The 22,255-nt window shown below is 59.9% G+C and carries 16 protein-coding genes and 1 riboswitch; of the genes, 13 read left to right on the top strand and 3 right to left on the bottom strand.

What is annotated here, in order from left to right:
• Positions 1-147 precede the first annotated feature (147 nt).
• Positions 148-786 carry a hypothetical protein gene (locus tag ACEN8Z_RS25200; RefSeq protein WP_495596011.1) on the bottom strand — a complete coding sequence of 213 codons (639 nt, stop codon included), beginning with the start codon at positions 784-786 and terminating at the stop codon, positions 148-150.
• Positions 787-1,123: 337 nt separating this feature from the next.
• Here ACEN8Z_RS25200 and acs point away from each other — a divergent pair, with 337 nt between their 5' ends.
• The 6 genes from acs to argR all read left to right on the top strand — a co-directional run bounded on the left by acs (position 1,124) and on the right by argR (position 8,063).
• Positions 1,124-3,079 carry an acetate--CoA ligase gene (gene acs, locus ACEN8Z_RS25195; protein WP_007992764.1) on the top strand — a complete coding sequence of 652 codons (1,956 nt, stop codon included), beginning with the start codon at positions 1,124-1,126 and terminating at the stop codon, positions 3,077-3,079.
• A 702-nt stretch (positions 3,080-3,781) separates the two neighbouring features.
• The gene (locus tag ACEN8Z_RS25190) at positions 3,782-4,558 is read left to right on the top strand and encodes an ABC transporter substrate-binding protein (RefSeq protein ID WP_007992765.1); all 777 of its coding nucleotides are present in this window, start codon (positions 3,782-3,784) and stop codon (positions 4,556-4,558) included.
• 91 nt (positions 4,559-4,649) lie between these two features.
• On the top strand, positions 4,650-5,339 hold the full coding sequence (locus ACEN8Z_RS25185) for an ABC transporter permease (RefSeq protein WP_007992766.1): 690 nt from the start codon (positions 4,650-4,652) through the stop codon (positions 5,337-5,339).
• A complete protein-coding gene (locus ACEN8Z_RS25180; RefSeq protein WP_008004231.1) occupies positions 5,336-6,034 on the top strand; it encodes an ABC transporter permease in 699 nt (232 codons plus the stop codon). The genes ACEN8Z_RS25185 and ACEN8Z_RS25180 overlap by 4 nt, the downstream gene beginning before the upstream one ends.
• Before the next feature lie 37 nt (positions 6,035-6,071).
• A complete protein-coding gene (locus ACEN8Z_RS25175) occupies positions 6,072-6,836 on the top strand; it encodes an ABC transporter ATP-binding protein (protein WP_007971015.1) in 765 nt (254 codons plus the stop codon).
• A 246-nt stretch (positions 6,837-7,082) separates the two neighbouring features.
• Complete coding sequence (gene argR, locus ACEN8Z_RS25170) at positions 7,083-8,063, top strand: transcriptional regulator ArgR (protein WP_008004229.1); 981 nt, start codon at positions 7,083-7,085, stop codon at positions 8,061-8,063.
• A gap of 3 nt (positions 8,064-8,066) precedes the next feature.
• Here the strand turns inward: argR and ACEN8Z_RS25165 are convergent, their stop codons facing one another.
• A complete protein-coding gene (locus ACEN8Z_RS25165; protein ID WP_495596010.1) occupies positions 8,067-13,088 on the bottom strand; it encodes a dermonecrotic toxin domain-containing protein in 5,022 nt (1,673 codons plus the stop codon).
• Positions 13,089-13,396: 308 nt separating this feature from the next.
• On the opposite strand from ACEN8Z_RS25165, the gene ACEN8Z_RS25160 reads away from it, so the two are divergent.
• The 7 genes from ACEN8Z_RS25160 (at position 13,397) to astE (ending at position 21,282) form a co-directional block, all read left to right on the top strand.
• Complete coding sequence (locus ACEN8Z_RS25160; protein ID WP_008004227.1) at positions 13,397-14,617, top strand: aspartate aminotransferase family protein; 1,221 nt, start codon at positions 13,397-13,399, stop codon at positions 14,615-14,617.
• Between the two features lie 196 nt (positions 14,618-14,813).
• The gene (gene aruF / locus ACEN8Z_RS25155; protein WP_007992774.1) at positions 14,814-15,833 is read left to right on the top strand and encodes an arginine/ornithine succinyltransferase subunit alpha; all 1,020 of its coding nucleotides are present in this window, start codon (positions 14,814-14,816) and stop codon (positions 15,831-15,833) included.
• Positions 15,834-15,906: 73 nt separating this feature from the next.
• Positions 15,907-16,932 carry an arginine N-succinyltransferase gene (gene astA, locus ACEN8Z_RS25150; RefSeq protein WP_008004226.1) on the top strand — a complete coding sequence of 342 codons (1,026 nt, stop codon included), beginning with the start codon at positions 15,907-15,909 and terminating at the stop codon, positions 16,930-16,932.
• Entirely contained in the window at positions 16,929-18,398 is a 1,470-nt protein-coding gene (gene astD, locus ACEN8Z_RS25145; RefSeq protein ID WP_495598193.1) for a succinylglutamate-semialdehyde dehydrogenase, read from the top strand. Before astA ends, astD begins: the two co-directional genes overlap by 4 nt.
• Before the next feature lie 162 nt (positions 18,399-18,560).
• Positions 18,561-19,907 carry an N-succinylarginine dihydrolase gene (astB, locus tag ACEN8Z_RS25140; protein ID WP_218427269.1) on the top strand — a complete coding sequence of 449 codons (1,347 nt, stop codon included), beginning with the start codon at positions 18,561-18,563 and terminating at the stop codon, positions 19,905-19,907.
• A gap of 61 nt (positions 19,908-19,968) precedes the next feature.
• Complete coding sequence (locus tag ACEN8Z_RS25135; protein ID WP_007992779.1) at positions 19,969-20,259, top strand: hypothetical protein; 291 nt, start codon at positions 19,969-19,971, stop codon at positions 20,257-20,259.
• Between the two features lie 12 nt (positions 20,260-20,271).
• A complete protein-coding gene (astE, locus tag ACEN8Z_RS25130) occupies positions 20,272-21,282 on the top strand; it encodes a succinylglutamate desuccinylase (RefSeq protein WP_008004223.1) in 1,011 nt (336 codons plus the stop codon).
• 131 nt (positions 21,283-21,413) lie between these two features.
• Here astE and ACEN8Z_RS25125 read toward each other — a convergent pair whose 3' ends face one another.
• On the bottom strand, positions 21,414-21,923 hold the full coding sequence (locus ACEN8Z_RS25125; RefSeq protein ID WP_008004222.1) for a 6,7-dimethyl-8-ribityllumazine synthase: 510 nt from the start codon (positions 21,921-21,923) through the stop codon (positions 21,414-21,416).
• Between the two features lie 103 nt (positions 21,924-22,026).
• A riboswitch (FMN riboswitch) is annotated at positions 22,027-22,197 on the bottom strand.
• Positions 22,198-22,255 lie beyond the last annotated feature (58 nt).

Raw genomic sequence — 22,255 nt, 5'->3', positions numbered from 1 at the left:
AAGGTCGAGAGGGGGCACGCAATCCTTTTGAGATTGCGTGTGGAACTTCAGTACCAGAGTGTTTGATTAACTGCCTTCGTGGGGGCTGCAACTTGGTTAATCAGATTGCCTTGTTGGCGTGGCAGATTTTAGGGGCGGCGGATACGTTCATATAGACGTGGTTTTGATAAACACCTTTGACAGATCCTGTAACAATCCCCGAATAGCCGCTTCTTTTGTAGGAGCGAGCTTGCTCGCGATGAGCCAGAGAGCACCGCGGGGTGTCAGATTGGGCGCGTTATCGTTGACGACCATCGCGAGCGAGCTCGCTCCTACAGGTACCGCTTTTGTAGGAGCGAGCTTGCTCGCGATGAGCCAGAGAGCGCCGCGGGGTGTCAGGTTGGGCGCGTTATCGTTGACGACCATCGCGAGCGAGCTCGCTCCCACAGGTACCGCTTTTGTAGGAGCGAGCTTGCTCGCGATGAGCCAGAGAGCACCGCGGGGTGTCAGATTGGGCGCGTTATCGTTGACGACCATCGCGAGCGAGCTCGCTCCCACAGGTACCGCTTTTGTAGGAGCGAGCTTGCTCGCGATGAGCCAGAGAGCGTCGCTGGGTGTCAGGTTGGGCGCGTTATCGTTGACGACCTTCGCGAGCAGGCTCGCTCCTACAGGTACTGCTTTTGTGGGAGCGAGCTTGCTCGCGATGAGCCAGAGAGCGCTGCGGGGTGTCAGATTGGGCGCGTTATCGTTGACGACCTTCGCGAGCAGGCTCGCTCCTACAGGTACCGCTTTTGTGGGAGCGAGCATGCTCGCGATGAGCCAGAGAGCACCGCGGGGTGTCAGATTGGGCGCGTTATCGTTGACGACCTTCGCGAGCAGGCTCGCTCCTACAGGTATCGCTTTTGTGGGAGCGAGCTTGCTCGCGATGAGTCAGAGAGCACTGCGGGGTGTCAGGTTGGGCGCGTTATCGTTGACGACCTTCGCGAGCGAGCTCGCTCCTACAGGTACCGCGGCGGTAGTGGGTTTGACGGTTTTTCACGACATTTTGTAGGGGCTTGTTACTACCATCGTCGAATGGTTCTATAGGCCCGGCCCGGCTACAACGGGGTCATACAAAAACAACTATTCCACCGAGGTAAGAAAGATGAGTGCGGCTTCCCTGTATCCCGTTCGTCCCGAGGTTCTGGCTAACACGCTGACCGACGAGGCGACCTACAAGGCCATGTACCAGCAGTCGGTCGTCAACCCGGACGGCTTCTGGCGCGAGCAAGCCAAGCGCCTCGACTGGATCAAGCCTTTCACTACGGTGAAGCAGACCTCTTTCGACGATCACCATGTCGACATCAAATGGTTCGCCGACGGCACCCTGAACGTTTCCTACAACTGCCTCGACCGTCATCTGGCAGAGCGCGGGGACCAGGTCGCGATCATCTGGGAAGGCGATGACCCTGCCGAAAGCCGCAACATCACTTATCGCGAACTTCACGAGCAAGTCTGCAAGTTCGCCAACGCCCTGCGTGGTCAGGACGTGCACCGCGGCGACGTGGTGACTATCTATATGCCGATGATCCCCGAAGCCGTGGTCGCCATGCTGGCCTGTACCCGGATCGGCGCGATTCACTCGGTGGTGTTCGGCGGGTTCTCGCCGGAAGCCCTGGCCGGTCGCATCATCGACTGCCGCTCGAAAGTGGTGATCACCGCCGACGAAGGCATTCGTGCCGGCAAGAAGATCCCGCTCAAGGCCAACGTCGACGACGCGCTGACCAATCCGGAAACCAGCAGCATCCAGAAAGTCATCGTGTGCAAGCGCACCGGTGGCGACATCAAGTGGAACCAGCATCGCGACATCTGGTTCGAGGACCTGATGAAAGTGGCGGGCACCGTTTGCGCGCCGAAAGAGATGGGTGCTGAAGAAGCGCTGTTCATCCTTTACACCTCGGGCTCCACCGGCAAGCCGAAGGGCGTGCAGCACACCACCGGCGGTTACTTGCTGTATGCAGCGATGACCCACGAGCGCGTGTTCGACTACCGCCCGGGTGAAATCTACTGGTGCACCGCCGACGTCGGCTGGGTCACCGGCCACAGCTATATCGTCTACGGCCCGCTGGCCAACGGCGCGACCACGTTGCTGTTCGAAGGCGTGCCGAACTACCCGGACATCACCCGGGTGGCGAAGATCGTCGACAAGCACAAGGTCAACATCCTCTACACCGCACCGACCGCGATCCGCGCCATGATGGCCTCGGGCACTGCCGCTGTTGAAGGCGCCGATGGCAGCAGTCTGCGTCTGCTCGGTTCGGTCGGCGAGCCGATCAACCCGGAAGCCTGGGACTGGTACTACAAGAATGTCGGCAAGTCCCGTTGCCCGATCGTCGACACCTGGTGGCAGACCGAAACCGGCGGCAACATGATGAGCCCGCTGCCGGGCGCTCATGCCCTCAAGCCGGGCTCTGCGGCGCGTCCGTTCTTTGGCGTGGTGCCGGCCCTGGTGGATAACCTGGGCAACATCATCGAAGGCGAGGCCGAGGGTAACCTGGTGATTCTCGATTCGTGGCCAGGCCAGGCGCGTACGCTGTTTGGCGACCATGACCGCTTCGTCGACACTTACTTCAAGACTTTCCGTGGCATGTACTTCACCGGTGACGGCGCGCGTCGCGATGCCGATGGCTACTACTGGATCACCGGTCGCGTGGACGACGTGCTCAACGTTTCCGGCCACCGCATGGGCACCGCCGAGATCGAAAGCGCGATGGTTGCGCACCCGAAAGTCGCCGAAGCGGCGGTGGTTGGTGTGCCGCACGACATCAAGGGGCAGGGCATTTATGTCTATGTCACCCTTAAAAACGGTGAAGAGCCGAACGAGCAACTGCGTCTGGAGCTGAAAAACTGGGTGCGTAAGGAGATCGGGCCGATTGCGTCGCCGGATGTCATCCAGTGGGCACCGGGCCTGCCGAAGACTCGTTCGGGCAAGATCATGCGGCGGATTCTGCGCAAGATTGCGACGGCGGAATATGACGGGTTGGGGGATATCTCTACCCTGGCTGACCCGAGTGTGGTGCAGCATTTGATTGATACGCACAAGACCATGAATGTCGCGTAGGCGGCGGTTGTGAGTCACTGAAAGCCCTGTCAGGTGTTGAGCCTGGCAGGGCTTTTTTGTGCCTGAGGTTTTTGTGTTGGCTGGGCTGGCCTCTTCGCGGGCAAGCCCGCTCCCACAGGGATTTGCGGTGTATATGCGATCTGAATCACACCACAAAAAACTGTGGGAGCGAGCTTGCTCGCGATAGCGGTTTGGCAGGCGCTACAGCAACATCTACCAATAATTATCGGGTTCCTCTGTCGGCTTTTTCCTACTGTTACCTGTGTTCTTTCAGGTTACTGAATGTGTAACCGCATCGCTTCAATACGGGGCATTGGGAAACGCCAGGCCCCACATCAGGGTTGAAAAGGCACCGCTGAAAAATAAGACTCCACGCTGCGCTTGCCGGATTAGAAGGGTTTGCCAATAATAGGCCCGCAATTTGCAATATAGATCGGTTCAATGTCTTTTGCTCTCGCATGAATTTGCAGGGCTGTCAACGTGCCAAAACGGCTTTCTCGGTGCTTCTGTAATTAGTTGTCGCATTGAAGAAATATCGGCCTCGGGCCTGTCGTTAGAATGCCGATCACTCGCTCGTCGTTGCCCGTGTTGAATTTAAACACCGGCTTCCCAGGACGCAGCACTGCTTTGCGGTTCAACTCACTCGCATATTGGGCTGTTGCTCACTCTGCCGTTTTTGCCCATTACCGATGGAGTCCCAAGATGAAGAAACTCGTGCTGCTTGGCGCCCTGGCACTGTCCGTGCTGTCCCTGCCAACCTTCGCCGATGAAAAACCTCTGAAAATCGGTATCGAGGCGGCTTACCCTCCGTTCGCGTCGAAAGCGCCGGACGGCAGCATCGTTGGTTTCGACTACGACATCGGCAACGCTTTGTGCGAAGAGATGAAGGTCAAGTGCGTGTGGGTCGAGCAAGAGTTCGACGGCCTGATCCCTGCCCTCAAGGTGCGCAAGATCGACGCGATCCTGTCGTCCATGTCGATCACTGAAGACCGCAAGAAGTCCGTGGACTTCACCAACAAGTACTACAACACCCCGGCTCGCCTGGTCATGAAGGCCGGCACTCAGGTCAGCGACGGCCTGACCGAGCTCAAGGGCAAGAACATCGGCGTGCAGCGTGGTTCGATCCACGAGCGTTTCGCCCGTGAAGTCCTGGCCCCGCTGGGTGCCGAGATCAAGCCTTACGGTTCGCAGAACGAAATTTACCTCGACGTGGCCGCCGGCCGCCTCGACGGCACCGTGGCAGACGCTACGCTGCTGGATGACGGCTTCCTGAAAACCGACGCCGGTAAAGGTTTCGCGTTCGTCGGCCCTGCGTTCACCGACGTCAAGTACTTCGGCGACGGCGTAGGTATCGCGGTTCGCAAGGGCGACTCGGCTGAGTTGGGCAAGCTCAACGCCGCCATCGCCGCCATTCGCGAGAACGGCAAGTACAAGCAAATCCAGGACAAGTACTTCGCCTTCGATATCTACGGCAAGTAATACGTCCCGGCGACAAGTCCGAAATGGCGCAAGCAACAGGATCTCTGAGGTTTGCGCCATTTTTTCATCCCAACTTTCGAGGACCTGAATCATGTTGAAAGGCTACGGGGCTGTCATCCTCGATGGCGTTTGGCTGACGCTTCAGCTCGCCTTGTCGTCCATGGCCCTGGCCATTGTCCTGGGCCTGATAGGCGTGGCATTGCGTCTGTCGCCGGTACGCTGGCTGGCCTGGCTGGGCGATCTGTATTCCACGGTGATCCGCGGTATTCCCGACCTGGTGCTGATCCTGCTGATTTTCTACGGCGGCCAGGACCTGCTCAATCGCGTCGCTCCGATGCTCGGTTATGACGAGTACATCGACCTGAACCCGTTGGTGGCCGGTATCGGCACCCTGGGCTTCATCTTCGGTGCGTACCTGTCGGAAACCTTCCGTGGCGCCTTCATGGCGATCCCCAAAGGTCAGGCCGAAGCTGGCATGGCCTACGGCATGAGCAGTTTCCAGGTGTTCTTCCGGGTGTTGGTGCCACAGATGATTCGTCTGGCGATTCCGGGTTTCACCAACAACTGGCTGGTATTGACCAAGGCCACCGCGCTGATTTCGGTGGTGGGTCTGCAAGACATGATGTTCAAGGCCAAGCAGGCGGCCGATGCCACCCGCGAGCCTTTCACCTTCTTCCTCGCAGTGGCGGCGTTGTACCTGGTGATCACCAGTGTCTCGTTGCTGGCATTGCGTCACCTTGAGAAGCGCTACTCGGTAGGCGTAAGGGCGGCTGATCTATGATCTTCGACTACAACGTCATTTGGGAGGCCTTGCCGCTGTACTTCGGCGGCTTGGTGACCACCCTCAAACTGCTCGCACTGTCGCTGTTCTTCGGCTTGCTGTGTGCATTGCCGCTGGGCCTGATGCGCGTCTCGAAGAACTCGGTGGTCAACATGTCCGCCTGGCTCTACACCTACGTGATTCGCGGCACGCCGATGCTGGTGCAGCTGTTTTTGATCTACTACGGTCTGGCGCAGTTCGAAGCGGTGCGTGAGAGCTTCCTCTGGCCGTGGCTGTCCAGCGCAACGTTCTGTGCGTGCCTGGCGTTCGCGATCAACACCAGCGCCTACACCGCCGAAATCATCGCCGGCAGCCTGCGCGCCACGCCGAACGGTGAGATCGAAGCAGCGAAGGCCATGGGTATGTCGCGCTTCAAGATGTACAAGCGCATTCTGCTGCCGTCGGCCCTGCGCCGGGCACTGCCGCAGTACAGCAACGAAGTGATCATGATGCTGCAGACCACCAGTCTGGCGTCCATCGTGACCCTGATCGACATCACTGGTGCTGCACGCACGGTCAACGCCCAGTTCTACCTGCCGTTCGAAGCCTACATCACGGCCGGCGTGTTCTACCTGTGCCTGACCTTCATGCTGGTGAAGCTGTTCAAGATGGCCGAGCGCCGCTGGCTGGGCTACCTGGCCCCGCGCAAGCACTGAATACCACTGACTGACTGTTTTTGTGAGAACCGACCGCATGTACAAACTTGAAGTCCAAGACCTGCATAAACGCTATGGCAGTCACGAAGTGCTCAAGGGTGTGTCCCTGAAAGCGGCAGCCGGCGATGTGATCAGCATCATCGGCTCCAGTGGCTCCGGCAAAAGTACTTTCCTGCGCTGCATCAACCTGCTGGAGCAGCCGCACGCGGGCAAGATCCTGCTCAACAACGAAGAGCTGAAGCTGGTGGCGAACAAGGACGGCGCGTTGAAAGCTGCTGATCCGAAGCAGCTGCAGCGCATGCGTTCGCGCCTGTCGATGGTGTTCCAGCATTTCAACCTGTGGTCGCACATGACCGCGCTGGAAAACATCATGGAAGCGCCGGTGCATGTGCTCGGCGTGTCCAAGGCCGAAGCCCGTGAAAAGGCCGAGCACTACCTGAACAAGGTCGGCGTGGCCCATCGCAAAGACGCGTACCCGGGCCATATGTCCGGCGGCGAGCAGCAGCGCGTGGCGATTGCCCGTGCGCTGGCGATGGAACCTGAGGTGATGCTGTTCGACGAACCGACCTCGGCCCTCGACCCGGAGCTGGTCGGCGACGTGCTGAAGGTCATGCAGGCCCTGGCCCAGGAAGGCCGGACCATGGTTGTGGTGACCCACGAAATGGGCTTTGCCCGTGAAGTGTCGAACCAGTTGGTGTTCCTGCACAAAGGTGTGGTCGAAGAAAGCGGCAACCCGCGTGAAGTGCTGGTGAACCCGCAATCCGAGCGTCTGCAGCAATTCCTCTCGGGTAGCCTGAAGTAAACCGAGCTCCCGTTGTGCCCCGGGATAGTGCATGCTTCGCGATCTGGAGGCCGGCCCCTATCCCCTGTGGGAGCGGGCTTGCTCGCGAAAGCGGTGGGTCAGTTTGCTTCTATGCCACAGACACACTGCCTTCGCGAGCAAGCCCGCTCCCACATTTGATCTTTGCCGGTTTTAAGATTTGCGTTCATTTACGGGCTAGCATTGGCCCATGCCTTCATCATTGTTCTCCGCTTCGGATTGCCCACCATGACTGCCCATCGAATTGGTTTCCTGATTTGGCCCAGCACTAAAGCACTGACGCTTGCGCTGGCTGAGGAGGCCTTGCGTGTTGCCCAGCGTGTGCATCCGGACGTGGTATACGAACTGTCGTTCCTGCAGGCCGAACCTCCGAGCGAAAGCGCCTGGCAATTGCCCGGTGAAGCCTGGACCGGCAAGCTCGAGAACTTCCAGAAACTGTTCCTGCTCGCTGACGAACCGCCGACTGCACTGGCGCCGGCGCTCAGCAGTGCGCTCAAACAGCTGGTGCGTTCCGGTTGCGTGATCGGTGGTCTGTCGGCCGGTGTGTACCCGTTGGCGCAACTCGGATTGCTCGACGGTTATCGCGCAGCCGTGCATTGGCGCTGGCAGGACGATTTTGCCGAGCGCTTTCCGAAGGTCATCGCCACCAGTCACCTGTTCGACTGGGATCGCGATCGCCTGACCGCGTGCGGCGGCATGTCGGTACTCGATTTGCTGCTGGCGGTGCTGGCCCGCGACCACGGTGCGGAACTGGCCGGTGCGGTGTCCGAAGAACTGGTGGTCGAGCGCATTCGTGAAGGCGGTGAACGTCAGCGTATTCCGTTGCAGAACCGTCTCGGCTCTAGCCATCCGAAGCTCACGCAAGCCGTGTTGCTCATGGAAGCCAACATCGAAGAACCGCTGACCACCGACGAAATCGCCCAGCACGTGTGCGTGTCCCGTCGGCAACTGGAGCGCATCTTCAAGCAATACCTCAACCGTGTGCCGAGCCAGTACTACCTGGAGCTGCGCCTGAACAAGGCCCGGCAGATGTTGATGCAAACCAGCAAGTCGATCATCCAGATCGGCTTGTCGTGTGGCTTCTCCTCGGGGCCGCATTTCTCCAGCGCCTATCGCAATTTCTTCGGTGCCACGCCGCGGGAAGATCGCAACCAGCGGCGCAGCAGCAGCCCGTTCGAGTTGTCGTCGGTGCCGTCCGAGCGCGGTTGAGGCTCACTCGTCAGGCTCGGAATCCTCCGACGTCGACACCTCCATTTCCACTCGTTGGATGACGGCCTCTACACTAAAATCCGTGGTGGTTTTTTTGCAGTAGGCGATAAGGATTTGCAGGCTCTGTTCGTTTAGCGGATTGCCTCGCAGATTGATGCTTTCGGCGATTTCCAGCGGCAGTTCCAGAATGTCGCTGGGGATGTGAACGATCTGGTTGTCACTCAAATCCGCCAACCCCAATGACTTCAATTGCAACATGCCAGCGGGCAGTTCACTGATGCCGGTGTCGTTCAAGATCAACGCTGCGAGGTCGGACATCTGGCTGACGTCCGGTGCAAGTGCAAGCGGATTGTCACTCAAATCCAGATAGTCGAGGCGTTCCATTCCCGCCAATCCCTGGATGTCGTTCGTGCTCAGGGTGAGATTGCATTCGCTGAGCGTCAGCGCCGTCAGATCGCCCATTTTGAAAATTGCGTCTGGAATTTCCTGCAGTGAGTATTCGCGCAGGGTCAGGCTCTTGAGGCGTGAAAAGCCTTGCAGAAAAGGTCCGGCACCCGACGTCATTCCCGCGTCGCTGCGCAGGCTCAAGGCCGTGACATGACTGAAGTCGGCGCTCAGCGCGGGTAGATCACCGGTGATGACCGTGTTCAGGTTCATCTCATAAGTGAGTTCGGGCGATTCATTGAAGTCGTCCAGATCGGTTTCCCGGCGCCAGCAGCGTTCCATCAACAGCTTGAACTCATCGCGGTTGAGGTGCTCGAGCAAAAGTTGTTGAGCGGTGAAGGGTTGGCCGCTGTCGGGATGAACGGCCGGGACGTCGGCCGTCCAGGCCGCCAGTTCGTTGCGCAAGGTGTCGTACTCGGTTTCCAGGCGTGCCAGTTCGGTTCTACCGTCGGCGAGCGTACCGGGCAGGCGATAGATGAAGTCGCTGGCTTGCTCTTTATCCAGCCCTGGATAAAGCACTTGCAGGCGCTGGATGTCAGCCTGGCCGGCAAAGATGCCAAAGTCGCGGCGAGTCTGATTGAAGAGGATTTTAATCCGCTCGCGACCGGCAGCGGAAATCGGGTTGCCACCCAGGGCGAATCCTTCCTGCACGCTGTTCGGCAAACTGAACAGCGCGGCGGGAAGTTCTGTGATCTGGTTGTCGTTGAGCAGCGCGGTACGAAGGCGGGGGCGCGACATCAATCCGGGTGGCACTTCGGACAGGCCGGTACCGGAAACATCGATGTAGTTCAGGTCTGGCATGTTCTCCAGAGTTGGAACCAACCCAAGAGGGTTTTTATAAAGGTCGAGCACCTGAAGATTGTTCAGGGAGGCCACCACGGTCTGGCTTCGTGCGTTGAGGGTGACTGCGCAGTTGCTCAGGATCAGCCCATTGAGTTGTGGCCACTGCTCAATGGCGTCCGGCAGTTGACCGAGGTTGAAATTGCGCAGCGTCAGCCGATGCAGGCCGGAAAATCTCTTGAGGAATTCGTTCACGCCGTGGGTGGTGCGATGACCCTCCAGCATGACGTTGTGAACTTGCGCAAAATCGACGCTCAGCCTGGGTAGCTCCCCCCATATTGGCTGGGAGAACTGGAAGGAAACCTGTGCGTCATTGGCGCTATCCCAGGTGGACTGGCGACGCCAGCAGTCCAGCAATTGTCCCATCAGCTGGCGACGGATGTGTTGCTGGTTGCGTATTTGGTCGGCGCTGAAGTTGACTTGCATGTCCGGAGCGAACCGTGGGACTTCAATGAGCCAGTTATTGAGCTCTTCAAACAACTGCACGTGCTGGTTGATCAGTCGGTGCAACTGCGCACGGGGGCCGTCGGGATGCTGCTGCAAGCGCTCAACGAAGCGTTGCAGTTGCTCTGGCGTCAAATGCGGAAACAGTGAGTGAGTCCGGGTTTGGAGCGAGGGGGTATTGAGGGGCATCTGCCGATAGCCATCGGTGCCGCCAAGCAAACGCATCACGGTGGGGTCGTAGGTGGTTTTAAGGATCGGGTGCTGTGCGAGCAGCAAACGCAATGCGTCACGATCCAGTGCGTGTTCACGAATCATTTGCTGGAGTCTTTCACCCTCGCCGATGTTGACGTTCAAGGCGATTCGCTCGCTGTCGGGCAACGCCTGCAACAGGCTTGAATACAGTGTGTCGGCATTGTTCAGAGGTTCTCCGTCAGCACCAAAGGCTTCATAGGCGCCTTCGGCGTTCAATGCCAGCACCTTGCGTGACGCAGCCTCTGGATTGCCGATGCTGTCGATCAGTGGACCGTCTTTTGTGTAGTTGCGGATTTCCAGCCGGACTTGTCCCGACCAGCCTGGCAGGCGTTCCAGCGAATGCAGGGCCAATCGATGGGTGTCAGTGTTGTGGGATGTCGATGGCAGATCGAGCCCTTCGCAGGCACGTGTAATCCGCACTTGAAGGCTTGCCTGCTGCGCCATATCGCGCAGGCGTATTGACACTTTTCCATTTTCGATCTGACGCCGCTCTGCGGTATTGGCACTGTCGAGCAGCGCCTCGGCAACACTGGTGGGCAGGCCCGGTTCAGCGTCTTTGATGTGTTGCACCGACGAACTGACGCCATGTTCAAGCCTGCGGTAGCGTTCTTCGAACAAAATGTGCCTTTTTGTCTGCGCCAGCGTTGCCAGGTGTTGGCGCAAGGTTCGGGCCCGGTTTGCAAGGCTGGGCGTGGGTGCACCGAACTCCTCCTGCATCAGTGTCCTTGCTTCGCTATCGCTCAGGGTTTGCAACACAGTCTGCAGCAAGTCGTTATCAACCAGTTGTGCCAGGTCGATCTGCACCAAAGGCTGGTCTGCGGCGACGCGCTCCCAAACGGTGTTCGCCCCGTCAACCAGGCGCAGCCCTTGATTCGCCGGCCAGTAACCGTAATCGCAGAGCAGTTCCAGTTGTGTGGCCGGGTCGGCACTGAGGTAGTCGTCGGCGCGTTGACTGTCGATCCGCTCGATGAAAATCTGAAGATCCTGATCAATCTTGAAGCGCTCGAGCGTGTCGGCCAGCAGTGGCGGCAGTTGTCCATTGCCCACATGCATTTTACGCAGGGCATTTTCGTGGCAGCCGCTGATACTCAACATGCGTTCGCGCTCGCTCGATGAAAAGCGCTGCATGTCGGCACCGATGCGCCGCAGCAGGGTGGTCTTGTCCCAGGTCAGTGGTTGGTCGAGTACCGTTTGCCAGGCGCCTTGGCCGTTGTGCGCCAGGGCAGGTTGATAGGCGTCGGAGCGAGTGGGGTGTTCGATGCGATGCTGGCCGGTCAGCGGATCGTCAGTGACGGAATATTGTTTGCCTTCCAGCGAGAGCACGGTTTTGCCCTGGTGCCGATGCAGTCCCAGCGCATCAGTCTTTGCCTGCTCGGGCAGCGCGATGGATTGCTGGTACGTCGTCAGGTCCGGCTTCCAGTAACGGGCTTCGCCATTCGGCCGTTTGACTGAGTTGAAACGATCGATGAACTGTACGATTTCCCGTGGCAACACTGCACGAAATTCACCTGCTGCGATCACGCCGCCCGCAGCAAAGGTGCCCACTTGCACGGCGGATTCAACGGCGCCGATCAAATGCCCTATGGCTTCCCGGCCCTGGCCTTCGGCCCAGTCGATGACACCTTCGAAGGTTTCATCGAGTAACTGGTACGCCATGTAAGCCATCATCAGCTCGCCAAGAAACGGTACGAACGGCAGCGCGATAAACGCTGCAATGTTCAGCAGTGCCGAGGCGATTTCGGTGAAGGAGTCCCACAGTGCCCAGCGCGCCTTGCGGTCGACTGTGGCGGTGGAAACGGCGATGACCCGTGCATCGTTGAGGATCTTGTCGAGTTTGCGCTGGTACAGATGAGTCCACAGGTCACCCACGATCGGTGCCGATCTCAGTCCCAGGTTCGCGCGCGGATTTGTGGACTCTCTCCAGGTCGGGCGTGAATCACCGGGTTCGACCGGTTGCCATGTAACAGGCGTGAGCGATTGGTTCAATTGCGAGAAAAAATACCCGCGATCTTCATGGTTGATGAAGCGACTGAAAAACTGTTGATAGGCCGGGTCACGCAGGCGCTCGCCGAGTTCCAGCGCGAATGCCGCAGAAGAGGGATAGGCCTTGATCGGATGCAGCGGGTCATCGGGAATGTAGGCCACCACACTGACCGTTTCGCGAGCACTCTGCAGATCCGGCGCAAACATCACAATGCCCGTCAGGCGGGCATTCATGAGCGTCAATTCGTGAGCGCCCCATGCTTGACCGTGCAACCGCAAGTTCGGTAGCCCGTCGATCAGGCCCAGGATCAGGCGCTGGATACCGCTGCCCAAAAATTTTTGCATGTGCGCCATGTGCAAGGCCGCTGTCAGCGCTGTTTTCTGGCTCTCGTGAATTTTGGGCTGCAGGATGGCTGCGACTACCGGGTTGCTGATGCCCAGATTTTCTTCCAGATAGGTTTTATAGCGCTCGCCAATGTCCAGGTCCCGGCACAGGCGGGTAAACGCCACGATGGGCATCTTTTCCAGAATCGTTGGCAGGGTGGTGAACTGCCCGTTGGAAGAGGGTGGTGTGATGTAGGTCGAGGCGGGTTCAAAGGCGTCAGTTTCGGTTTCAGCGTTTTCGAAATTGTGCAGCGCCGCGTCCAGCAACGACACGGTCCAGGTGCGTGCAGCCCCGGACTTCATGCGCAGCCAGGGGATGTGTGCGGGAATATAAAGGCGCAGAAAGATTTTGCTGACGTCCAGTTCCAGGCCGAAACGACTCTTGAGTGTCGCTTTCAACAGCGGTTCGGCGAAGGCTGAGGGATTCCGCAGATTCGCCAGGGTCCGATCAACCCGACCCTGGCTCAGCGCATGGGTGGAAATCAGTTGGCCGAGTTCAGCGTGTTGATCTCGCGAGGCATCCTTGAGGCTGGCCGCCATTTTCGGATTGACGTTGCCTAGCGCTTCACGACGTTGTGGGGTTGCCTGGCGCAGCCAGGAAGGAATGATATTGAGCAGATGCTGATAATGCGCATCGGGCCTGGAAGCCTCGAAGCTGTCGCTGTGGTCGGTATTCATGGGGATAGGGGCCGTCGATGTTGAGAGGCGCCTAGGAAAACCCGTAAACACGAGCGACGTGCGGTACATATTTACTGCGCGGGTCGAATCGGCATCGGTATCGACGATGCAACCTGCCGCAAACCTGCGCCGCCAGTTAAACTGCGCCTTTGCGACCCTATATGTCGCATTGCCGTAAACCCGGGAAAATCCGGGGTTTGCGCTATAAGAAGTTGTCGCTTGGCGGCAAGGCCGGGCTGAAAACTGTCCTTACAATCCTCACCAAGCTCGCCAGTTTCAGGCGAGTGTTTTCTCTTCAGGAGACTCCGATGTCCGTTGAGCACGCTGCGGTACAACGCGCCGATTTCGATCAGGTAATGGTTCCCAACTATGCGCCTGCCGCATTCATTCCTGTGCGTGGCGCCGGTTCCCGCGTCTGGGACCAGTCCGGTCGCGAGCTGATCGACTTCGCCGGCGGGATTGCCGTTAACGTATTGGGCCACGCGCATCCGGCGCTGGTCAGTGCCTTGACCGAGCAGGCGAACAAGCTGTGGCACGTGTCCAACGTGTTCACCAATGAGCCGGCCCTGCGCCTGGCGCACAAGTTGGTCGACGCCACCTTTGCCGACCGCGCCTTCTTCTGCAACTCCGGCGCCGAAGCCAACGAGGCCGCTTTCAAGCTGGCCCGTCGCGTCGGCTTCGACCGTTTCGGCAGCGAGAAGTACGAAATCATCGCCGCGCTCAACAGCTTCCACGGCCGTACCCTGTTCACCGTGAACGTCGGTGGCCAGTCGAAGTACTCCGATGGCTTCGGTCCGAAGATCACCGGCATCACCCATGTGCCGTACAACGATCTGGCCGCACTGAAAGCCGCCATTTCCGACAAGACTTGCGCTGTGGTTCTGGAACCGATCCAGGGCGAAAGCGGTGTCATCCCCGCCGAACTCGAATACCTGCAAGGTGCCCGCGAACTGTGCACCGCGCACAACGCGCTGCTGATCTTCGACGAAGTGCAAACCGGCATGGGCCGCACCGGCCACCTGTTCGCCTACCAGCATTACGGTGTGATCCCGGACATCCTGACCAGCGCCAAGAGCCTGGGCGGTGGTTTCCCGATCGCCGCCATGCTGACCACCGAAGACCTGGCCAAGCACCTGGTCGTCGGCACTCACGGCACCACCTACGGCGGCAACCCGCTGGCATGCGCTGTCGCGGAAGCTGTAATCGACGTGATCAACACCCCTGAAGTGCTGGCCGGCGTCAACGCCAAGCACGACAAGTTCAAGGCGCGCCTTGAGCAGATCGGTGAGAAGTACGGCCTGTTCACCAAGGTTCGTGGCATGGGCCTGCTGATCGGTTGCGTCTTGAGCGATGCCTGGAAAGGCAAGGCCAAGGACATCTTCAACGCCGCTGAAAAAGAAGGCCTGATGGTCTTGCAAGCCGGCCCGGACGTGGTGCGTTTCGCCCCGAGCCTGGTGGTGGAAGACGCCGATATCGATGCCGGTCTGGACCGCTTCGAACGTGCCGCAGCAAAACTGACGCAAGCCTGATAGACCCTTCGACGCCTGAAATCCGGGCGTCGAACCCAATTTTGTATGCCGGCCCCGCTTTCTGTAGGAGCGAGCCTGCTCGCGATGGTGTGTCAGTCGACACCAATGTTGCTGACCCACCATCGCGAGCAGGCTCGCTCCTACAAAGGGGCCGGCTTATTTTCCTCATAGAGTTTTTCGAAAAAGGAGTGACACCATGCTGGTGATGCGCCCCGCGCAAATGGCTGATCTGGGCGAGGTACAGCGTCTGGCTGCGGACAGCCCGATTGGTGTCACTTCCTTGCCGGATGACGTTGAACGCCTGAGCGACAAGATCGCGGCAAGCGAAGCTTCGTTCGCCGCCGAAGTGAGTTTCAACGGTGAGGAAAGCTATTTCTTCGTCCTCGAAGACTCTGCCACCGGCAAGCTGGTCGGTTGCTCGGCCATCGTGGCATCGGCCGGTTATTCCGAGCCGTTCTACAGCTTCCGCAACGAAACGTTCGTGCACGCTTCGCGTGAGCTGAAAATTCACAACAAGATCCACGTGCTCTCGCAGTGCCATGACCTGACCGGCAACAGCTTGCTGACCAGTTTCTACGTGCAGCGCGAGCTGGTGGGTTCGCCTTGGGCCGAACTCAATTCCCGTGGCCGTTTGCTGTTCGTGGCCAGCCATCCGGAGCGTTTTGCCGATTCCGTGGTGACCGAGATCGTCGGTTACAGCGATGAAAACGGCGACTCGCCATTCTGGGATGCCATCGGGCGCAACTTTTTCGACCTCAACTACGCTGAAGCCGAGCGTCTGTGCGGCCTGAAGAGTCGTACGTTCCTCGCCGAACTGATGCCGCATTACCCGATCTACGTGCCCCTGCTGCCGGACTCCGCGCAAGAAGCGATGGGCCAGGTGCACCCGCGGGCGCAGATCACCTTCGACATCCTGATGCGCGAAGGCTTCGAGACCGATCACTACATCGATATTTTCGACGGCGGCCCGACCCTGCATGCCCGTGTCTCTGGGATCCGTTCGATCGCCCAGAGCCGTGTGGTGCCGGTGAAGATCGGCGAGCCGGTCAAAGGTGTCGGTCGCCAGTACCTGGTGGCCAATGCCCAGTTGCAGGATTACCGCGCTGTGATGCTCGAGCTCGATTACGCGCCGGGCAAACCGGTGACCCTGGATCTGGAAGCGGCCGAAGCCCTGGGCGTCGGTGAAGGTGCCAGCGTGCGCCTGGTGGCGGTTTAACACCTGCTTTAAAGAATGCTTAGAAAGCAGCGAGTTTCACGGGTGGCGCAAGCGGCCCGTTTGAGGAGATAGCATGATCGTTCGTCCCGTACGCAGCAGCGATTTACCCGCTCTGATCGACCTGGCCCGCAGCACCGGCACCGGCCTGACCACCTTGCCGGCCAACGAAGAACGTCTGGCCCATCGGGTCGGCTGGGCCGAGAAGACCTTTCGCGGCGAAGCCGGGCGGGGCGACGCGGACTACCTGTTCGTGCTCGAAGATGACAACGCTCGCGTGGTGGGCATTTCCGCCATTGCCGGCGCCGTCGGCCTGCGTGAGCCCTGGTACAACTTCCGGGTCGGTCTGACCGTTAGCGCCTCCCAGGAATTGAACATCTATCGTGAAATCCCGACGCTGTTCCTGGCCAACGACCTGACCGGTAACTCGGAGCTGTGCTCGCTGTTCCTGCACGCCGATTACCGCAGCGGCCTCAACGGTCGCATGCTGTCCAAGGCGCGGATGCTGTTCATCGCCGAATTCCCGCAACTGTTCGGCAACAAGATCATTGCCGAAATGCGCGGTGTTTCCGACGAAGCCGGGCGTTCGCCGTTCTGGGAAAGCCTGGGGCGACACTTCTTCAAGATGGAATTCAGCCAGGCCGATTACCTGACTGGCGTGGGCAACAAGGCGTTCATCGCCGAACTGATGCCGAAATTCCCGCTGTACACCTGCTTCCTGTCGCCGGATGCGCGCAACGTGATCGGTCAGGTTCACCCGGACACCGAACCGGCGCTGGCCATGCTCAAGAGCGAAGGTTTCAGCTACCAGGGCTACGTCGACATTTTCGACGCAGGTCCTGCGATCGAGTGCGAAACCGGCAAGATCCGCGCCGTGCGCGACAGCCAGGCGCTGGTGCTGGCCGTCGGTACACCGGGTGACGATGCCACGCCGTTCATCATTCACAACCGCAAGCGCGAAGACTGCCGCATCACTGCTGCGCCGGCACGTCTGGCCGCCGGCACCCTGGTGGTCGATCCGCTGACCGCCAAACGTCTTCAACTCAACGCAGGCGATCAAGTGCGCGCCGTGGCGTTGTCCGCAGCTCGGGAGTCGAAATAATGAAGTCGCTTTACATTGCAGGTGAATGGCTGGCAGGTCAGGGCGAAGCCTTCGAGTCGCTGAACCCGGTGACCCAACAGGTGTTGTGGTCCGGCGTCGGTGCCACCGCCGCTCAGGTCGAGTCGGCTGTGCAAGCTGCGCGTCAGGCGTTCCCGGGCTGGGCGCGGCGTACCCTGGAAGAGCGTATCTCGGTGCTGGAAGCCTTTGCTGCCGCGCTGAAAAACCATGCGGACGAACTGGCCCGCACCATCGGCGAGGAAACCGGCAAGCCTTTGTGGGAAGCGGCGACCGAAGTGACCAGCATGGTCAACAAGATTGCCATCTCGGTGCAGAGCTACCGCGAACGTACCGGCGAGAAGAGCGGCCCGCTGGGCGACGCCACCGCTGTGCTGCGCCACAAGCCCCACGGTGTGGTGGCGGTGTTCGGTCCTTACAACTTCCCGGGTCACCTGCCGAACGGCCACATCGTGCCGGCACTGCTGGCGGGTAACAGCGTGCTGTTCAAGCCAAGCGAGCTGACGCCGAAAGTGGCCGAACTGACGGTCAAGTGCTGGATTGAAGCCGGTCTGCCGGCCGGCGTGTTGAACCTGCTGCAAGGCGCTCGCGAAACCGGCATCGCCCTGGCGGCGAACCCGGGCATCGACGGTCTGTTCTTCACCGGTTCCAGCCGTACCGGCAATCACCTGCACCAGCAATTCGCCGGTCGTCCGGACAAGATCCTGGCGCTGGAAATGGGTGGTAACAACCCATTGGTGGTCGATCAGGTCGCCGACCTCGATGCCGCGGTGTACACCATCATCCAGTCGGCCTTCATCTCTGCCGGCCAGCGCTGCACCTGCGCCCGGCGCCTGCTGGTGCCGCAAGGCGCCTGGGGCGACACGTTGCTGGCACGCCTGGTGGCGGTCAGTGCGACCATCGAAGTCGGTGCCTTCGATCAGCAACCAGCGCCGTTCATGGGCTCGGTGGTTTCCCTTGGCGCTGCAAAAGCACTGATGGATGCGCAGGAACACCTGCTGGCCAATGGCGCCGTTGCGCTGCTGGAAATGACTCAGCCGCAGGCCCGGTCGGCCTTGCTGACCCCGGGTATCCTGGATGTGACCGCCGTTGCCGATCGTCCTGACGAAGAGCTGTTCGGCCCGTTGCTGCAAGTGATCCGCTACGCTGATTTTGATGCGGCGATCGCTGAAGCCAACGACACCGCGTACGGCTTGGCCGCTGGTCTGCTGTCAGACTCCGAAGCGCGCTACCAGCAGTTCTGGCTGGAAAGCCGCGCCGGTATCGTCAACTGGAACAAGCAGCTGACGGGTGCTGCGAGCAGCGCGCCATTCGGCGGTGTCGGCGCCTCGGGCAACCACCGCGCCAGCGCCTACTACGCGGCGGACTACTGCGCGTACCCGGTGGCCTCGCTGGAAACGCCGAGCCTGGTGTTGCCTGCGGCACTCACGCCTGGCGTGAAAATGGCGTAGCGCCCATTCGCGGGCAAGCCCGCTCCCACAGTGGTTGAGTGGAACACAAGATGTGTGAACACCACCGAACCTGTGGGAGCGGGCTTGCCCGCGAAGGCCGCGCCTCGGTCTCAAATCTAGTTACTGAAGCCTATAACAACAGATCCTCGTGGAGCCTCGCTGATGAAATCCTATGAAGTCAATTTTGACGGTCTAGTGGGGCCGACCCATAACTACGGCGGCCTGTCCTACGGCAACGTCGCGTCCCAGAGCAACAGCCAGCAGTCTTCCAACCCCAAGGAAGCGGCGCTGCAAGGCCTGGCGAAGATGAAAGCGCTGATGGAAATGGGTTTCCAGCAAGGCGTGCTGGCACCGCAAGAGCGCCCGGATGTGGCCGCGCTGCGTCGCCTGGGCTTTGGCGGCACCGATGCGCAGGTGATCGAGCGCGCTGCCAAAGAGGCGATGCCGTTGCTGGTGGCCAGTTGCTCGGCCTCGAGCATGTGGGTGGCCAACGCCGCCACGGTCAGCCCGAGCGCCGACACCGCTGACGGTCGCGTGCATTTCACCGCTGCCAATCTCAACTGCAAATATCACCGCAGCATCGAACACCCGACCACCAGCCGCGTGCTGGGGGCGATGTTCGCTGACCAGAAACACTTCGCTCACCATGCTGCCTTGCCAGCCGTGGCGCAGTTCGGTGATGAAGGCGCGGCCAACCACACGCGTTTCTGCCGTGAATACGGCGAAGCCGGCGTCGAGTTCTTCGTATTCGGTCGCAGTGCATTCGACACCCGCTACCCGGCACCGCAGAAGTACCCGGCACGCCAGACCCTCGAAGCGTCCCAGGCCGTTGCCCGCTTGCACGGCTTGAGTGATGACGGCGTGGTCTATGCCCAGCAGAACCCGTCGGTGATCGATCAGGGCGTGTTCCATAACGACGTGATTGCGGTCGGCAACGGCGAAGTACTGTTCTATCACGAGGACGCGTTCCTCGAGACTGAGCAGATGCTGGCTGAGCTGCAGAGCAAACTCGCCAAAGTCGGTGGGAAGTTTCAGTCGGTCTGTGTACCGCGTTCCGCAGTAAGCGTGGAAGACGCGGTTCGTTCCTACCTGTTCAATAGCCAACTGCTGTCGCGTCCTGACGGCTCCATGCTCTTGATCGTGCCGGAAGAATGTCGTGGCAACGAGCGTGTCTGGCAGTACCTGCAGGGTTTGACCAGCTCCGGCGGCCTGATCCGCGAAGTGAAAGTCTTCGATCTCAAGCAGAGTATGCAGAACGGCGGTGGCCCGGCTTGCCTGCGGTTGCGCGTCGCACTCAACGAAACCGAGCTGGCGGCCGTCAATCAAGGGGTTATCATGACGGCGCCGTTGTACGGCACACTGACCGAATGGGTCGAGAAGCACTACCGCGACCGCATGACCGAAAACGATCTGGCGGACCCGCAATTGCTGCTTGAGTGCCGGACGGCACTGGATGAACTGACGCAAATCCTTAAACTGGGCGCGGTTTATCCATTCCAGATCAATTGATCGACGGCGCGCCGCCCTCTACGGCAGCGCGCTGCTTCATCTCAAACGAGAGCGTTAAGACATGAGCGATACCCTGCAGCTGATCCTTGAAGACACCGACGGCACGCAACTGGAGACGTCCTGCACCCGCGTCGCGGTCATGTGGCAAGGCAAAGAGCTGTGGATCCAGCAGGATGGCCGCGGTCAGCTGCTGATCGGCGTGGACGTCGAAGAGGGCGACGCCGAGTACGCCAACCTGCTGTTGCGCCCATTGGCGACTAATCTGGTAAGTCTGCAACTGGAGATGGAACCGGCTGACCTCACCGACGACGAGGAACACGTTCACGGCCCGGATTGCAACCACGACCACTAAGGAAACCGCTCTATGCTCGCCCTCGGCAAACTGCTTGAACTGACCCTCGCCGGCCGCGAACCGGCGGAGAAGACTCAACTGACTGTCGAAGGCGTGCGCATGCGCTGGTTGAGCGAAGGTGCGCTGGAAGTCCGGCCACCTGAAGCGCGTGACAACGGCCTGGACCTGCTGCTGTCGGCGGGGATCCATGGCAACGAAACAGCGCCGATCGAGCTGCTCGATCGCCTGTTGCACGACATTGCCCGCGGCGACCTGAAGCCGCGCGCACGTATTCTGTTCCTGTTCGGCAACCCCGAAGCGATTCGCAAAGGCGAGCGTTTTATCGAGCAGGACGTCAATCGACTGTTCAACGGTCGTCACGAACAAAGCAGCGGTTCCGAAGCCTTGCGTGCTTGTGAACTGGAACGGCTGGCGGCGAGTTTCTTCAGCCTGCCGGACCGTCAGCGCCTGCATTACGACCTGCACACGGCAATTCGTGGCTCGAAAATCGAGCAGTTCGCCTTGTACCCGTGGAAGGAAGGCCGCCAGCATTCGCGCCTGGAACTGGCTCGCCTGCGTGCCGCCGGCATGGAAGCGGTGCTGCTGCAGAACAAGCCGTCCATCGTGTTCAGCGCCTACACCTACGACAAGCTCGGTGCCGAGGCCTTCACCCTGGAGCTTGGCAAGGCACGGCCGTTCGGGCAGAACGCCGGGGTCAATGTCTCGCTGCTGGAGAGGAGCCTCAAGCAGATCATCGAAGGCACCGAGCCGGAACTGACTGGAGAGGCACTGGACGGTTTGCAGCTGTACAGCGTGGCACGGGAAATCATCAAGCACAGCGACAGCTTCCGCCTGAACCTGCCGGCGGACATCGAGAACTTTTCGGAGCTGGAAGTGGGTTACCTGCTGGCGGAAGACATCGCCAACACCCGCTGGATCATCGAGGAAGAGGGCGCCCGGATCATCTTCCCGAACCCCAAGGTGAAGAATGGTTTGCGTGCCGGCATCCTGATCGTGCCGACTACCGACGAAAACCTGGCCTGACAAACCCCTCTAACCTCTGTAGGAGCGAGCTTGCTCGCGATGAACCCGAAAACGCCGCGGGGTGCCAGGCTTCCCGCGTTATCGTTGACGACCATCGCGAGCAAGCTCGCTCCTACAGTGGGGGGCTGTGTTTAGACAGCTACTGCACGCGGCTCGCTACGACGCAGGCTACGGATCTTCAGCAGCGTATCCGCACACGTCTTCGCCGCTTCCTGGCCTTTATGCACGAAATGCTCGAAGAAGAACTTCTGGTGCTCTTCGCCGGCATGGAAGTGGTGCGGGGTCAGGGACACCGAGAACACCGGCACTTCGGTTTCCAGTTGAACCTGCATCAGGCCGCTGACCACCGACTGGGCGACGAACTCGTGACGGTAGATGCCGCCGTCCACCACCAGGGCTGCCGCGACGATACCGGCATAACGACCGGTCTTGGCCAGCAACTTGGCGTGCAGGGGCATTTCAAAGGCACCGCCGACTTCGAAGAAATCGATGTCGGATTCCTGATAACCCTGGGCAATCATTTCGGCGACAAAGCCTTTACGGCTCTGATCGACGATTTCCTTGTGCCAGCAGGCCTGGATGAACGCTACGCGCTCGCCCTGATGGTGTTTGCTTTTGCTGTCGATTGCGGTGGGTTGCATGTTCTGACTCCTGTTTGTGTGAAAAACAGGGCGTTATGAATCGAAGGGGATTTTAGGGTACGCACGCTCGCACGAATGCCGGCGGACGGCCCTTTGGTGCCAATCCCGTTCTCTCTTCATCCGGACTATGACCGTCGGCCCCGGGATCACACCGGGTCTGCTGACCTTGCCGCCAGGCACCGCCGAAGCCGTGCTGTCACCAAGCGCTCGCGGGCTATGCGCATTGCGCGCAATTACCGCCGGTGGGGAGTTGCACCCCGCCCTGAGAACGTTTTTGCCGCCGGAATGTTTGGCGGCGCAGCGTTTTTATCACATATTTCCAGTATGCGCAT

It is taken from the genome of Pseudomonas sp. Pseusp10, assembly GCF_059492225.1.
The sequence above is the reverse complement of the archived record's forward strand: the minus strand, read 5'-3'. Positions and strand labels throughout refer to the sequence as shown.